Annotated in this window: 11 protein-coding genes and 1 other annotated feature; of the genes, 7 read left to right on the top strand and 4 right to left on the bottom strand. The window is 38.9% G+C overall.

Translation table 11 applies throughout. The annotated features are described in order from the left end of the window. Window positions 1–11: 11 nt before the first annotated feature. From hemL to ysxE, 3 genes are all read left to right on the top strand, one after another. Window positions 12–1,301, top strand: a complete 1,290-nt coding sequence (gene hemL / locus LZP85_RS16185; RefSeq protein ID WP_061785023.1) for a glutamate-1-semialdehyde 2,1-aminomutase — start codon at window positions 12–14, stop codon at window positions 1,299–1,301. A 121-nt stretch (window positions 1,302–1,422) separates the two neighbouring features. After that, entirely contained in the window at window positions 1,423–2,706 is a 1,284-nt protein-coding gene (gene spoVID, locus LZP85_RS16180) for a stage VI sporulation protein D (RefSeq protein WP_206782153.1), read from the top strand. A 101-nt stretch (window positions 2,707–2,807) separates the two neighbouring features. Then, entirely contained in the window at window positions 2,808–3,854 is a 1,047-nt protein-coding gene (ysxE, locus tag LZP85_RS16175; RefSeq protein ID WP_234561806.1) for a spore coat protein YsxE, read from the top strand. 305 nt (window positions 3,855–4,159) lie between these two features. Here ysxE and LZP85_RS16170 read toward each other — a convergent pair whose 3' ends face one another. Continuing rightward, on the bottom strand, window positions 4,160–4,363 hold the full coding sequence (locus LZP85_RS16170; RefSeq protein WP_119543208.1) for a hypothetical protein: 204 nt from the start codon (window positions 4,361–4,363) through the stop codon (window positions 4,160–4,162). A 180-nt stretch (window positions 4,364–4,543) separates the two neighbouring features. Next, window positions 4,544–4,787: a binding site (T-box leader), on the top strand. An 82-nt stretch (window positions 4,788–4,869) separates the two neighbouring features. Here LZP85_RS16170 and LZP85_RS16165 point away from each other — a divergent pair. The 4 genes from LZP85_RS16165 (at window position 4,870) to LZP85_RS16150 (ending at window position 12,548) form a co-directional block, all read left to right on the top strand. Beyond that, complete coding sequence (locus LZP85_RS16165; protein ID WP_234561804.1) at window positions 4,870–7,515, top strand: valine--tRNA ligase; 2,646 nt, start codon at window positions 4,870–4,872, stop codon at window positions 7,513–7,515. Window positions 7,516–7,648: 133 nt separating this feature from the next. Further along, window positions 7,649–8,950 carry a bifunctional folylpolyglutamate synthase/dihydrofolate synthase gene (locus LZP85_RS16160; RefSeq protein ID WP_076512655.1) on the top strand — a complete coding sequence of 434 codons (1,302 nt, stop codon included), beginning with the start codon at window positions 7,649–7,651 and terminating at the stop codon, window positions 8,948–8,950. A 125-nt stretch (window positions 8,951–9,075) separates the two neighbouring features. Continuing rightward, on the top strand, window positions 9,076–11,874 hold the full coding sequence (locus LZP85_RS16155) for a VWA domain-containing protein (RefSeq protein WP_234561802.1): 2,799 nt from the start codon (window positions 9,076–9,078) through the stop codon (window positions 11,872–11,874). 116 nt (window positions 11,875–11,990) lie between these two features. Beyond that, window positions 11,991–12,548 (top strand): DUF420 domain-containing protein, encoded by a 558-nt coding sequence (locus LZP85_RS16150; RefSeq protein ID WP_206782151.1) that lies wholly within the window; start codon window positions 11,991–11,993, stop codon window positions 12,546–12,548. A 30-nt stretch (window positions 12,549–12,578) separates the two neighbouring features. Here LZP85_RS16150 and LZP85_RS16145 read toward each other — a convergent pair whose 3' ends face one another. From LZP85_RS16145 to LZP85_RS16135, 3 genes are read right to left on the bottom strand one after another with little or no spacing between them, the layout of a single operon-like run. Beyond that, entirely contained in the window at window positions 12,579–14,579 is a 2,001-nt protein-coding gene (locus LZP85_RS16145; protein WP_206833170.1) for a hypothetical protein, read from the bottom strand. Window positions 14,580–14,593: 14 nt separating this feature from the next. Further along, window positions 14,594–15,196 (bottom strand): PilW family protein, encoded by a 603-nt coding sequence (locus tag LZP85_RS16140; RefSeq protein ID WP_186317475.1) that lies wholly within the window; start codon window positions 15,194–15,196, stop codon window positions 14,594–14,596. Further along, window positions 15,171–15,698, bottom strand: coding sequence for a type II secretion system protein (locus LZP85_RS16135; protein ID WP_206782149.1), 528 nt, complete (start codon window positions 15,696–15,698; stop codon window positions 15,171–15,173). Before LZP85_RS16135 ends, LZP85_RS16140 begins: the two co-directional genes overlap by 26 nt. Between the last annotated feature and the right edge of the window lie 89 nt (window positions 15,699–15,787).

Genomic DNA, 15,787 nt, shown 5'->3' with positions numbered 1-15,787 from the left:
GTGTTTGTTCGATGAGAAGTTATGAAAAATCAAAAGCAGCCTTTCTTCAAGCAAAGCAACTAATGCCGGGCGGAGTAAATAGCCCAGTTCGTGCTTTTAAATCTGTAGATATGGATCCTATCTTTATGGAACGTGGAAAAGGAGCGAAAATCTACGATATTGATGGAAATGAATATGTAGATTACGTCCTATCTTGGGGGCCATTAATTCATGGTCACTCAAATGATCGTGTGGTAGAAGCAATTAAGAAAGTAACTGAGTCTGGAACAAGCTTTGGTGCTCCAACTTTAATTGAGAACGAATTAGCTAAAGTAGTAATCTCACGTGTACCTTCAATTGAAATTGTTCGTATGGTGAGTTCTGGAACGGAAGCAACGATGAGTGCTCTTCGCTTAGCTCGTGGCTATACGAATCGAAATAAAATCTTAAAATTTGAAGGATGCTATCACGGGCACGGCGATTCATTGTTAATTAAAGCTGGTTCGGGTGTTGCAACACTTGGTTTACCAGATAGCCCTGGTGTACCAGAAGGAATTGCTAAAAATACGATTACGGTTCCTTATAATGATTTAAAAAGCGTAAAGTATGCGTTTGAGCAGTTTGGTGAAGATATTGCGGGTGTTATTGTTGAGCCAGTAGCTGGTAATATGGGAGTAGTACCACCTCAGCTTGGGTTTTTAGAAGGGCTTCGTGAAATTACATCTGACTATGGCTCACTGTTAATTTTTGATGAAGTGATGACAGGCTTCCGAGTAGCGTATAACTGTGCGCAAGGTTACTATAACGTAACGCCTGATTTAACTTGCTTAGGAAAAGTAATTGGTGGTGGCCTTCCGGTTGGTGCTTACGGTGGTAAAGCGGAGATTATGGAGCGAGTAGCACCGAGTGGTCCAATTTACCAAGCGGGTACGCTTTCTGGAAACCCACTTGCCATGACGGCAGGTTATGAGACGCTAACGCAGTTAACGCCACAGTCGTATGATGAATTTTCTAGAAAAGCAGATCGCCTTGAAGAAGGTCTAAAAGCAGCCGCGGCAAAATATGAAGTGCCTCATACAATTAATCGAGCTGGCTCTATGATTGGCTTGTTCTTCACAAACGAAGACGTAATTAACTATGAGACAGCGAAAACATCAAATCTTGAATACTTTAGCAAGTACTATCGTGAAATGGCGAATGAAGGAGTCTTTTTACCACCTTCTCAATTTGAAGGTATGTTTTTATCGACTTCTCATACGGATGCAGATATTGAATTTACAATCCAAGCTGCTGAAAAAGCCTTTGCTAAACTTCGTTCATAATCCAAAGAGCTTACGTGATAAACGTAAGCTTTTTTGCTTTTAAAGACATATTTTATTTTTCACTTTCATACATCTTTAATGACAACGCTATTTTGTAAGGTGTTGGAAGGGGGAGAGCAATTTGTCGCAGGATAATTTATCGGGTCTGCGTTTTTCAGTAGAAGAATCAGTATGGTTTCAAAAGGGACAGGAAGTGTCTCAGCTTTTATCAATCTCCTTAGAGCCTCAGGTCGCAATCCAAGAATATGATCAATATGTCTCCATTCGTGGAGCTTTATTGCTAACAGGTGAATATGAAACGTTAGAAGAGGAAGCACACTCTTTGCGCGAATATACAAACGAAAAGCACGTTGAATCAGTGCTTGTTAGAGAAGATGGTACAGCTGAACTATCACATGCCTTCCCTGTTGACATTACGATTCCTAAAAATCGTATTCAGAATATGGAAGATGTTTATGTATCAATTGATTTATTTGATTATGAGTTACCAGAATCGGATTGCCTACAGCTAATGGCGGATTTATCGATTACGGGTCTTTACGGTGAACAGCAAAGTCACGTAAGAGAAGAGGAAGAAGGTTGGGCAGAAATTGAAGAACCAGAAGCAGAATATGAAGAAGAGCTTGAAGCTTCTTACCGCAACACTGCTGTTGAAGAAGTAGAAGAAGAAAAAGAACTTGAAGTTCCTTACCGTAATACTTCTGTTGAAGAAGAAGCAAAACATGAAGAAGAGCTTGAAGCTTCTTACCGCAACACTGCTGTTGAAGAAGTAGAAGAAGAAAAAGAACTTGAAGTTCCTTACCGTAATACTTCTGTTGAAGAAGAAGCAAAACATGAAGAAGAGCTTGAAGCTTCTTATCGTAACGCTTCTGTCGAGGAAGAAGTGGACGTAAAGGAAGTTGAAAAAGAAGCCGAGGTGCAGAACTATTTTTCGTCCGTTTTCCGTAAAGAAGAACCAAAAGAAACGTTAGTAAAGTACGAAGAAGATGTGTATGAACCGTTTGAAGTAGAAGTGAAAAAAGAAGAAGCGGAAGAAGAACGCGAAGATAATGTAATTGAACTGTTTCAAGCACGTGAAGATGCGTCCAGTTGGGGCGAAGAAGAAACAGAAATAGCACATTATGAAGAAAAAGAGCAGGAAGAAAATGAAATTGTAGTAGAGTTTCGAAAGGAAGAGGAATCGGCTTCAAACCGTGCGGAAAATGCGCTGTATTTAACAAAGCTATTTTCTCGTGAGGAAGAGAAACAAGCGACATGGCGCTTATGCATTGTCCAAAGTGGAGACTCGCTTGATACGATTGCTGAACGCTATGATACAAACGTACAGAGTCTTTTAAGAGTAAATGATTTAGAAGACGAGCAAGAGTTAGAAGAAGGAAGCATCCTAAACATTCCTGTTAACTAAAATAGCAATAGAAAACAGTTTTGACTTCTGCTACGTCTTAACTGTTTTCTTTGTGTATAAATGAATGTTCAATGCATAGAAAGTAACAAGGAGGTGTGAGTATGAACTATCAGGAACCTGTTAATTATCATGAACTCCTAAAGCAGTATCAGCTTGAAATTGATTTTATCGAAGACTACGGGAAGGTAAAGAAAGTCTATACCAAAAGCGGAGTCTATGCCTTAAAAGAAGTAGAGGAAGCTGAAATTAGAAGTCATGATTTTATTAGAAGTCTTCAAAATCTTCAGCATAAAGGATGGATGGGGTTTGTCCCCATTTATCAATCCAGGCAAGGTTCGCCTGTGGTAACCCACCAAAACAAAGGTTATTATTTGATGCCTTGGCTTCCTAATACACCTTCTGACGAACGGGATGTAAGATATCATAAATTATTTCAAGAGTTAGCAAAGCTTCATGGTACTTCTTCAAAAGAAGTTGAAGTTAAAAAGGAAGATATTGAAACGCACTATACGGGATTAAAAACAACGTGGGAAGACCGTCAAAAAGAGCTTGAAGAGTATGTAATGGAATGTGAAAAAAAGGTGTATATGTCCCCTTTTGAACTTCATTTTTGTACCGTGTATTATGAAATGATGCGGGCTATGGAATTTGGGTTTAGTCGGTTAGATGAATGGAACACCGAAATGGAAGAAAAAGAAAAAATACGACTTGTGACGATTCATGGAAAGCTGTCGGCAAAGCATTTTTTATACGATGAACGCGGGAATGGCTTTTTTATTAATTTAGAGCAAGCGCGTGAGGCTTCACCGATTCATGATCTTGTCTCATTTTATTTGCGAACGCTACGCACATATCCATTAACGAGCTTAGATAGCTATGAATGGTTCGCAACATACGAGAAGCATTTTGCACTGAGAGAAGAGGAACGTTTACTTTTGCATTCATATCTTGCTTTTCCAGAACCTTTATATCAGTGCATCATGCAGTATCGTCACCAGCGGTATAAAACTGAGCTTGAACATATGCAATCGTTGATTCGAGCATACTGGCTAACAAAAAATATTGAACAGGTCAATATTAAAATCTTTGAAGTAGATCAACAGAAAAAAATAGCAGCAGAAGCGGCTGCTAATGAGACTGAGACATAAGTAGTTCAGCCTCTACTATACCTGAACGATTGAGAGTTCATCATTTTTAATCGTTCAGGTTTTTTGGTTGATTGTGAAAACAATGTTGGAAACAGGGTGGAATGGAGCGTAGGACACTCGACTCCTGCGGGAAAGAGAGGGAAAACGGAGATCCCGCAGCGCAGCGAGGAAGCTCAGGTTCCTCCCCGCGGAAAGCGAGTGACCGTAGCGCAATGGAACGAACGTGTTGAGACAAACTAAAGAGATGGGAACAGCTAGTGTTCGTCTTTTAGAAGCAATCATTTTGTTATGTCCCAAACTCTTTTTTACATCCATTCTAGATAGAGAACAATGGTGATGAGTGCAAAAATAGCAAGAAGGAAAACATCGAACGTGGTGGGGAAAAAAAGCGTTCGAATTCCTTGAATAATCGTCAGGGGAATGATGAATTGGGCACACGCTGCGCCAATCGTTTTAAACCAGCGCTGTACTTGATAAGAGTTAAACTGTAAGTTAATTCGTTTTTTCATACTTCATATGCTCCTTTCCTGCTTGCAGGCCGTTACATAATAATGTATGAATCATGGGCGCTAGGTGTTCAGTTTTTTTCGTAAGATCTGGCGTGTTTGTGAATAGAATGAGAAAAAAATGGAGAAGATTATTGACGACTTCATATTTTTTCATATAGTATAATTAAGAGAAAATAATATGAACATACAGTGAGTAGGAAGAGTACAAAATAAAGCACCTTTAGAGAGAGAAATCAGTAGCTGAAAGATTTCTTAGGAAAGCTTATTTGGAAGGTCGCCTATGAGTAGTTTTTTTGAACAGACTTTGGTCTAAGTAGAAGAAACCGGTTAATGAACCGTTATGAAATGAAGTGTATAGACGTCTTTACGGGAGAAGTCTATAAAAAAAGGTGGTACCGCGAAATCAACTCCTTTCGTCCTTTTATGGAAGAAGGAGTTTTTTTATGTTCATTCGAGCTTTCGCATATCGAAAGCTATATAAGAAATTATACATGGAGGTACAGAGTATGTCAGAACAGGAAGTAAAGCTTTCAACGAAGTATGACCCAAAATCTGTTGAAGAAAATCGCTATCAATATTGGTTGGATGGGAAGTTTTTTGAAGCAACAAACGATGCTGAGAAAGAGCCCTACACAATCGTGATCCCACCGCCAAACGTAACGGGTAAACTTCATCTAGGGCATGCTTGGGATACAACGTTACAAGACATTTTAACGCGTATGAAGCGCATGCAGGGCTATGACGTTCTATGGTTGCCTGGAATGGATCACGCCGGTATCGCTACGCAAGCAAAAGTAGAAGAAAAGCTTCGTCAAGAAGGAAAGAGCCGCTATGACTTAGGGCGTGAGAAGTTTGTAGAAGAAACGTGGAAGTGGAAAGAAGAATATGCCAGCTTTATTCGTCAGCAGTGGTCCAAGCTAGGCCTTGGCTTAGATTATTCTCGCGAGCGCTTTACGTTAGATGAAGGCTTATCAAAAGCCGTTCGTGAAGTATTTGTTAAGCTATATAAAAAAGGCTTAATCTACCGCGGTGAATATATTATCAACTGGGATCCAGCAACAAAAACAGCCCTATCTGATATTGAGGTTATCTATAAGGATGTGCAAGGTGCATTTTACCATATGCGCTATCCGCTTGCCGACGGTTCTGGGCATATTGAAATTGCAACAACACGTCCGGAAACAATGCTAGGTGATACGGCAGTTGCTGTTCATCCTGAAGACGAACGCTATAAGCATTTAATTGGTAAAACGGTTAAGCTTCCGATTGTAGGTCGTGAAATTCCTATCGTTGGTGACGATTATGTAGACATGGAGTTTGGCTCAGGCGCTGTGAAGATTACACCTGCTCATGATCCAAACGACTTTGAAATTGGGAACCGCCACAATTTAGAACGCATCCTTGTGATGAATCAAGACGGTACAATGAACGACAAAGCAGGAAAATATGAAGGTATGGATCGCTTTGAATGTCGTAAACAAATCGTAAAAGATTTACAAGAAGATGGCATTTTATTTGAAATTGAAGATCACATGCACTCTGTAGGTCACAGTGAACGTAGTGGAGCTGTGGTCGAGCCTTACTTATCAACGCAGTGGTTCGTGAGAATGCAGCCGCTGGCTGATCAGGCAGTTGAACTTCAAAAAGGCGAAGAAAAGGTTCAGTTTGTTCCAGATCGCTTTGAAAAAACGTACCTACACTGGATGGAGAATATTCGCGACTGGTGTATTTCACGTCAGCTTTGGTGGGGACACCGTATTCCAGCTTGGTATCATAAAGAAACTGGAGAAGTGCACGTTGATCATGAGCCTCCAGCAGATATTGAAAACTGGGAGCAAGATTCAGACGTACTTGATACGTGGTTCAGTTCAGCTTTATGGCCATTTTCAACGATGGGTTGGCCGGACGTGGAATCGATTGACTTCCAGCGCTACTATCCAACAAATGCGCTTGTAACGGGCTATGACATCATCTTCTTCTGGGTATCTCGCATGATTTTCCAAGGTCTTGAATTTACAGGCAAGCGTCCATTTGACGACGTATTAATTCACGGACTTGTACGTGACGAGCAAGGCCGTAAGATGAGTAAATCTCTTGGAAACGGTGTAGATCCGATGGAAGTGATTGAGAAGTACGGTGCCGATTCACTTCGCTACTTCTTATCAACGGGAAGTTCACCGGGACAAGATTTACGCTTTAGCTTTGAAAAGGTTGAAGCAACTTGGAACTTTGCTAATAAAATTTGGAATGCATCTCGCTTTGCATTAATGAATATGGATGGCATTACGTTTGAAGAACTTGATATGTCAGGTGAGAAATCAGTAGCGGATGAGTGGATTTTAACACGCTTAAATGAAACAATTGAAAGCGTAACGAAGCTAGCTGATAAGTATGAGTTCGGCGAAGTAGGACGCGTGCTTTATAACTTTATCTGGGATGACTTCTGCGACTGGTATATTGAAATGGCAAAGCTACCTCTATATGGAGAAGACGAAGCGGCTAAGAAAACAACTCGTTCAATCTTAGCGTATGTGTTAGACAACACAATGCGACTTTTACATCCATTTATGCCGTTTATTACCGAGGAAATTTGGCAAAGCTTGCCGCATGAAGGCGAATCAATTACGGTAGCGAAATGGCCAGAAGTACGCCCAGAGCTAACAAATAAAGAAGCGGCAAACGAAATGCGCTTACTTGTAGACATCATTCGTTCAGTGCGTAATATTCGTGCGGAAGTAAATACGCCAATGAGCAAGCAAGTACGCTTGTTCATTAAAGCAAAAGATGAAGCGATTCAAGCGCAGCTTGAGAAAAATCGTGCATACATCGAGAAATTCTGTAATCCAAGTGAGCTTGCAATTTCTACGGAAATCTCTTTAGACGAAAAAGCAATGACAGCTGTTGTAACAGGAGCTGAATTAATTCTACCTCTTGAAGGGTTAATTAACATTGAAGAGGAAATTGCGCGCCTTGAAAAAGAATACGATAAGCTGAATAAAGAAGTGGAGCGTGTTCAAAAGAAACTTGGAAATCAAGGTTTTATCGCAAAAGCACCAGCAAAAGTAGTAGAAGAAGAGCGCCAAAAAGAACAGGATTATGTTGAAAAACGTGAAGCTGTTCAAGCGCGTATTGTCGAATTGCGCGGGGAATAATAGAAAAAAGCGCTGCTTGTGAAGCAGCGCTTTTTGTATACATAACGGAACCACAACCAGACTTTTAAGTTCATTCGATTTTTACTGTTGCATTCGCTATAATAATCATAATACAAAAAGAAGGGTGACCGCGATGATACAAACATATGATGAGGCCTTACAATGGATACATAATCGCTTACGTTTTGGCATGAAGCCGGGCTTAGAGCGAATGAACTGGATGCTTGAACAGCTTGATTATCCCCATCAAAATATAAAAGCTATTCATATTGCGGGCACAAACGGAAAAGGCTCAACCGTTACGTATCTGCGCTATATGCTCCAAGAAGCAGGGTATGATGTAGGCACATTTACTTCTCCTTATATTGAAACATTTAATGAGCGAATTAGCATAAACGGAACGCCAATTTCAGATGAGGAAATGCTTCGCCTTGTACAAGAAGTTAAAGCAGTTGTAGAAAGAGTAGAAGAGACAGAATTTGGCGCTGCGACTGAGTTTGAAGTCATTACGCTCATGTTCTTTTTATATTTTGGCTACCATAACCGCGTTGATTATGTTCTTGTTGAAGCTGGACTTGGTGGTCGATACGATTCAACAAATGTCGTTGAACCACTGTTAACCATTATTACGAATATTGGCTTTGATCACATGGCTATTTTAGGGAATACGGTAGATAAGATTGCGTTTGAAAAAGCAGGCATCATTAAGCGAGGCGTGCCTTTAGTAACGGGTGTAGAACAAAAAGAAGCGATAGAAGTAATTGAAGGAATAGCTCGTGACCATGAGGCGTCGCTAGATCGTTTGGGCAGTGAGTTTACAATTGAAAGTTACAGTGCTTTAGAAAATGGCGAAGCCTTTACATTACAAACACCTATCCATACTTATGAGAACCTTGAACTTGGCATGTTTGGCTATCATCAAGTGAAAAACGCATCCTTAGCGGTTCGAGCTTTAGAGCTGTTAGGACAAAAAGGAGAACTACAGCTTTCTCAAGCTGATTTAGCAGAAGGGTTAAAAAAAGCACGCTGGAGTGGACGCTTTGAAAAAGTGAGTGATTCTCCACTAGTTATCATTGATGGTGCCCATAACCAAGAAGGTGTAAATAGCCTACTAAGTACGCTGCGTCTTCACTATGAAGACAAGCAGATTCACATCATTTTTAGCTGCCTAAATGACAAGAGTGGTAAAGAAATGGTGAAAAGTTTAGAAGGTATTGCTGAAAGTATTACCTTTACATCGTTTGATTTTCCAAGAGCGAGAACAGGACAAGAGCTATATGAACTCAGTAAGCACCCTAGTAAAAAAGTGAATGAACAGTGGCAAGAAGCAATTGAACAAGCTCTTTTACACCATGCAAAACCAAATGACTTAATCGTCATTACAGGTTCACTTTACTTTATTTCAGAAGTTCGATCATTCTTATTACGCGCCTAAAAAGCAAGTCGTCACCGAACGGCTTGCTTTTTTATTTAAAATATTTCGTGAACGACACTGTGAATAAAGAACTATTTTTATTATAATGATGGTAAAACATACTAAAGAGAGGGATAAAAGATACTATGACCAAAGTTATAGGTGAGTGGATAGGATTCTTTATTGCAATCTTGTTGTTCAGTACGTTCGTTCCTCTACAAGGACAAGCTGCAAGCAGTACTCCTGCTTTAAATGTGAACGTAAGCCCGTCAAAAGAAGAGTTTTTAAAGCCTTTAGGTGCTGATGCACAGGGAGATTTAAATATTACGCTTAATCCAGAAGGAAAGCTTGATGATATTTCAAATGAGCTTAGAAAGCCTTTAGACGTGGTGTTTGTGCTTGATAAATCCGGATCGATGGGTCCTTTATATGGAAATAAGTTAGATGAGGCTAAAAAAGCGATGAATGAAGCAGTTAAAGTTTTTCAAGCAAATCGTTTAGCGAATGATCGGTTTGGACTGGTAACTTTTGATACGGACGTAAAGGATGTTATTTCTTTAACCTCCGATCTTCAAGCCATTAATAAAAAGGTTCAAAGTATGACGGCTGATGGAGGAACAAACTATGCACAGTCACTTGAACGAGCAGGTGATATCTTAAAAGATTCAAAGAATGATAAATATATTATCTTTCTCACAGATGGATTTCCTACCCAAGCTCAGGAAGAAAAGTATTTTAACTTTTCCGGTAACGTTCGTAAATGTAACTCTTGGGGATATTGTAAGTATGATTATGTAAGGATTAATAGTCATAAAACGGTATATTACAATGTATATACCAATGGTTCACAAGATGCGTATATACTAGATGATGATGGCTATAGAATATATGTTAATACATCTGGAACTCCACAATCGATTATTAAAAGCTTGAGCACTAATCAAGCTCTCAGTCTAGCCAATCAAAAGGTCAAACTTTACTCTATAGGTTTTGGAACAAATCAAGAGTTAGACATGAACTATTTAACTAAGCTCTCAGAAACTACTGGCTCTAAAGCCTATCAAGGTGATACAAGCAACCTAAGCGATTTATTTCGAAGCATTACGACTGAAATTGGGCAATATGCAATGAAAGACGTGCAGGTGAAAGTGAAAATTCAGGGAAGCGGAACGTCGTTTCCTGGAAAAGTGAAGTTAGCCGATAATGCCAATGCGTATATGGACGGTGACTATGCGGTGATTAATTTAAAAGACGTTCCGTATGTATTAGGTCAAACGCCTTCTGCGACATCGTATTCCCTACCCCTTACGTTTGATACTAAAGGAACGTATAATTTTTCAGACGTCTCGTTATCCTATAAAAATTTAAGCGGTAGTTCCATTTTGAAAAAGCACGATGCAGTAAAGGTTGAAATCAAGGATAAAATTGCTCCAACGTTTAAAGGAACGGTTGGTTTTTTAGATACAAGCAAAGTAGGTCAGCTTATTAAAAAAGAAGATCGAAATAGCGAATCTAACCAATTTGATTTAATCTATACGCTTACACCTGATGCAACTTTAGAAAAAGCTGATCGAGGCACGCTGCAAACTATTAAACTAACGCAGATTCTTCCTGAAGGGATAACGGTTGTTAATCCGCCTTCAAACGTCAGCGTGAAAGGAAATCTCATTGAAGTAACGTTTACGGATATTCCCTATAACAATGGTTCGTTTAGCATTAACAAGCTAACGCAAACGATTAAACTTCAAGCAAATTGGGCAATGAATCAAACGTTCCAGAATCCAACTGTCTCGTATAATGACAGTAATGCAGGAGCAAGAAGCGTCATTTTAACAGCTCCAAAATTACCAATCATCGCGAAGGTTGTATTAGAAGATACCCTTGAGAAATATAGTGGGGATGCATATGGTAACATTGAAAAGATAACAAAAAATACCAATACGCTTATTCAAACAATTAAGCTAAAAGATGGAGAACAAGAGTTAGCTCAGCCAATTAAGTCAATGGTATTTACAGGTGATAAAACAGCAATTGACGTAACGTATAGCAATGACACAAAAAAGCGGCTGAAGCTTGTTCCTTCGTTTGAAATAAGAGGTCAAGATTCAAACGAAGTGATTAAAAACGATAGTGTGTCATCGGAAAAAGTAAAGTTCTCGTTAGTGGATTTAATTCCAGGAGAAGGCGTAACGTATGAATATAAGGTCAACAACGGTAGTTGGACAACCTTTCATCAAAAAGATGAAGTTACCGTTGATAAAGTAGGAGAAGTAACGATTAAAGTTCGTGCAACGGGTGGTTTTGCAAAAGCTAATCAAGAGGTTACTCAGACAGTAACCATTCGGAAGTTAGTTGACAATATTAATGTTGATCCAGCTAGCGTGACGCTGTTTGTTGGTGAAAAAATAATGTTAAATGCATCTGTTTCACCAGCGGATGCCACGAATAAAGATGTTAAATGGATGATTTCTGATACGGGGATTGTTAAAAAAGATATACTCGTAACGGGTTCATCTAAATATGGAATTATTGGTGTGGCACCAGGAAATACGACTGTGGTAGTAGAATCAGTAGACGGAGCTGTGAAAAAGGAAATTCCAGTACAAGTGCTTGATGATTTTAAATTTAAATATCCTTCGATTACGATGGAACCAGGAGAAGAGCGCAATATAAAAGATTTACTTGTTTATCGTAATGGTGGGCTTTTAGATACGCTACTAAATCGTCAGGTGATTGAAAGTATTGTTACTGAGCCAAAGGATAACCCGTCATTTAGCATTGTATCTAAAGATAACAGCATGTTTATTGTGGCCAAAAAAGTAGGATATGGATCTGTGGTGGCAACTGGAGCAAAAGTGAAACAAGACGGAACAAGGGCTAGCTCTAGTATGATCGTTATCGTGAAAAAAAGACAAGGAACAGATGGATCTGGGGCGAAGTGGTGAGTGAAAGCCGTGATGCTAAGCATCGCGGCTTTTTGCTGTTCAAAGTATTGTCACTTTAATCAATGGGAAAACTGATATATAATTGACATGAATCTAAACGTAAGGAGATTGTGAAAATGAGTAAGGAAAATGAGAAAGTAGTGCCGACTAGTAATAAAAACTATACGGGCATTATCTTAACGGTTTCATTAATTGCAAACGCAATTATCTTAGCACTGTTCTTTTCACCAATCGGTTATCAAGGAGAGGTTCACTTTGATTTAACAATCTTTCCGCGATTAAATGCAATATTAAACAGCTTTACTTTTATCTTTCTTGTAGCGGCACTAGTATCAATTTTAAAGAAAAACATTAAAGCTCATAAAGGGTTTATTTTAGCGGCATTTTCTTCGACACTATTGTTCCTTGTTTTCTATTTGACGTTTCACTATATGTCAACAGAAACAGCAAAGTTTGGTGGAGAAGGAATTATTCGCCCAATCTATTTCTTTATTTTAATTACTCATAGCTTCTTAGCGGCCGTAGTTGTTCCACTTGCGCTGTTCTCAACGGTTTGGGGTTGGACGATGCAAGTAACTAAGCATAAAAAAATCGTTCGTTGGACAATGCCGATTTGGCTATATGTAAGCTTTACAGGTGTGCTTGTATACCTATTTATGGCACCTTATTATTAAAAAAATCTTCTCCTGACGGAGAAGATTTTTTTAATTTCGCGGTTGAATGGTTGCTTCTGGTATTACTTGAAGCGTATCAACAAGCGGTAGAGATTCAAGCTTTGTTAATAAGACGCTGCGGTCATAAATAACGTTAAAACGAGAATACTTTCCTACTTGTGAGGTACTAGATCGGTCGATGTCTTTTTCAGTTTCTACGTTACCTCTCACAGCATTAACCGTCAGCGGTCCCTGAGAGAAAATTCCACCGTCGATGGCAAACAGTGAGCCTACGCCGTAAAGCTCAGCTGAAGATTCCGTATAGAAAAAGCCTTGTAACAGTGAGAATACATCTTGCTGTTGATCTTTTAAGTTTTTGAAATTGACTCTTTGTTCTTCTTCATCATTAAACGTTGTAAACTCATTAATTCGGTTTAAATTAATAGGACCTTTAGCAAGTAAAATCAGCATTCCTTTTTTTCCTTCATTACTATAATTAAAGCCCTCAATACTAACGTTGGTAATTTTAACCTCTCCACCTGTATAGACAATGGAATCAAACATCCCAATTTCCTTTTCGTCGGTTGAAACATCCGTATTACCTGTAATCGTCAAATTGTTTTTTACCACAATGTTCTTTGTTAATTCAAAAGTGCTGTTTAAAGGTTTCAAGGTTAAATTGTTACCCACAAACAATGGATGATCTAACGAAATGTCATCGTTTGTATCGATGAGTAAGCTTCCACTTGTCAGTAACGAATCAGTTAATGTAACCGTTCCATCCTGATTTACAATTGTGATATCCCCAGTAGAAATAATTTTTGGTAACGTGATGTTCGCTCCTTTTAAATTAGTGATTGTTACGTTACCGTCTACAAACAGTTTATCTGTAATCGTGAGATTGCTGATGTTGCTTAGTACCAAGTCACCTTTTACAACGATAGACGATAATGTGGAATCAGAGATATTGGCAACTTGAGTACTTTGGCTAAAAACAAGGTCGTCTCCTAAGCTGAGCACTTCATATAAAGATGGTACCGTTAGTATAGAACCATTCTTTGTTAATAAAGAAGACGTAATGTCAGGTAGTTTTAGTGAGTTGAAAATGGAATTTAGGACATCTTCAGCTATCATTGTACCTTTGTCAGCGGCTTGTAAAATGGCTTTATTAAGAACGGCGGTTACGCTTGAAGATTCCGTGAACTGTAGGTTTTCACTACTGAAAATTCGGCGTTCTTCTTCTAGCATGGCTTCATCAAATTTAAAATCAATAAAGTTACTATCATTTTTTAAAGCAGGTACTTTTTCTTTATAAAAAAAAGCTTCACGTGGCTCTTTATCAGCAAAAAGATTCTTGTTTTGCGAATAGAGACTGCCTGTAATCTGAGGGAAAGGTGTATCTACCTGCTGCTGTCCACTTCCATTCGTAGGCGTATAGTTAGCTTCTTTATGAATGACTAACTCATTTGCAAATACGTTTCCTGTAATAGTGGGTGAGCCGTTTAAAATTAATGATTCAGCGGAACCAAGTGCATATTGTAAAAAGCTTGGTGTCGGTGAAATAATGACTCGTTTTGTATAAGTACGTTCAAGTTTTGAAACTTTTTTATCATCAGGAGCTTTTGTGACAATCGTGATGTTATAAATGCGCGTGAAATGATTAGAAAGCGTGCTGGCATTTAACTCAGATGTTGTCACGTCTTCGATGGTGACATCTTCTAAAAAATCTTTCTTTTTATAGTCATCAACGACGATTTTTTGAGCTAGGTCTTTTAAATGAGTGTCAAAGAGTGAATCAATCTGTCCATTTGCATCTTTCGTAATGGAAATCATGTATTGAGTAGATTGTTCGCGAAGCGCAGTGCGCAAATCGCCAACTACTTCATCCATAGCTGCTTCTGCTTCCGCAGAAATATTGACGTCAACTTCTCGTACTGTTGTACGGAAGGTTCCTTGAATCGTTGCGGCTACAACAGCGAGTCCCACCACGCTTAGAACAGTGATAACAAGAAGCGTGAGCACTAGACCGTAGCCCTTTTCATTGTTTAACATAGTTGTTCACCGCCTTAAAAGCCAAATTTACTGCTGAGCGTTAGTTTTTTATCTAAATCAGGATGCTTCACGATAAGCACTACATCTAATAAGCCTCGAATGCAACGATTACTGCTATCTTCTTCAGCGCAGCTAATGGTAAACTTCGAGTCAGAAAAATCTGCTTCTGACTCGAGCGGTAATGAGTTCACGGCGACTTTTTTTTCACTCCCAGTCGCTATGAGTTCAATTTCAGATGTCGTTTGCTCAGCTGCCGGTCGCTCTTTGGATTCCACATCATAAAAAACATCAGAAGAGTTTTCGCTATCTCGGTATTCGTCGTACTGTGGAGCGTAGCGGTCGGTTAGGGAGATGCACGTACCTTTTTCACCGCGCGGACTACAATCTTCAAACGTGTCAAAGCCTTTTTCTGTTAGCTCGTTCATCATCATTGTGATGATATAATCTGCATCATCGCGAATTTGTTCTTCAATACCAATTTTTTTAGAGACGGTGATGCCGTTTACAAATACGCTGTATGTAATACCCATTACAATGGTTAAAACAACCATTGTAGCTAGTAGCTCCGTCAGCGTAAGACCCTGCTCATTGTTAATAAGTTTCGCGAATATCTTCACTGACAATAGCTCCTTTCACGGTTGTGGATAATTCTTCGTTGTTTCGCTTCCATTCTGCTGAAACGATAACGGGAACGGTATATTTATAATTACCTTTGTTATGTTCTTTCTCCTGACCTTTCTCATCGTCATACGTCACTTTTACTTGGAAGGGAATATTATTAATTGTAATGGGTGCGCATCCGTTCGGTGGAGAAGCTAGTTTTGTATACTTATAGTACTGTGCTGTAGAATTATTCTGAGTACAAATATAAACATAAAGCGGTTTTGCTGAAGCTGATTGATTTAGCTGTTCATTCATTTCAATAAAGCTTTGTCGTTCCATAAAAGCTAATGCACTCCTTGCTACATTAATACCTGCCGTTTTGTTTTGACTTCTGTTTGTATAAGAATAAGCATTAGAAAAAAAGTGCATAAGTCCGGTAAAAACAATCATTAAAATGACAAGTGAAGCAAGAACTTCAATAAGAGTTAGTCCTTTTTCATTAAAAAACTTCTTCACAAAGCTTCTCCCTTCTTTTAAATTCGACAAGATTATTATACAATAAGCTAGAAAAGTTGATAGGTAAATTGTACGTATTCTATTTTTTT

The organism is Priestia flexa (assembly GCF_021441905.1).
Lineage (GTDB): Bacteria > Bacillota > Bacilli > Bacillales > Bacillaceae_H > Priestia > Priestia flexa.
Note: the sequence above shows the minus strand (reverse complement) of the source record. Positions and strands in the feature narration are given on the sequence as shown.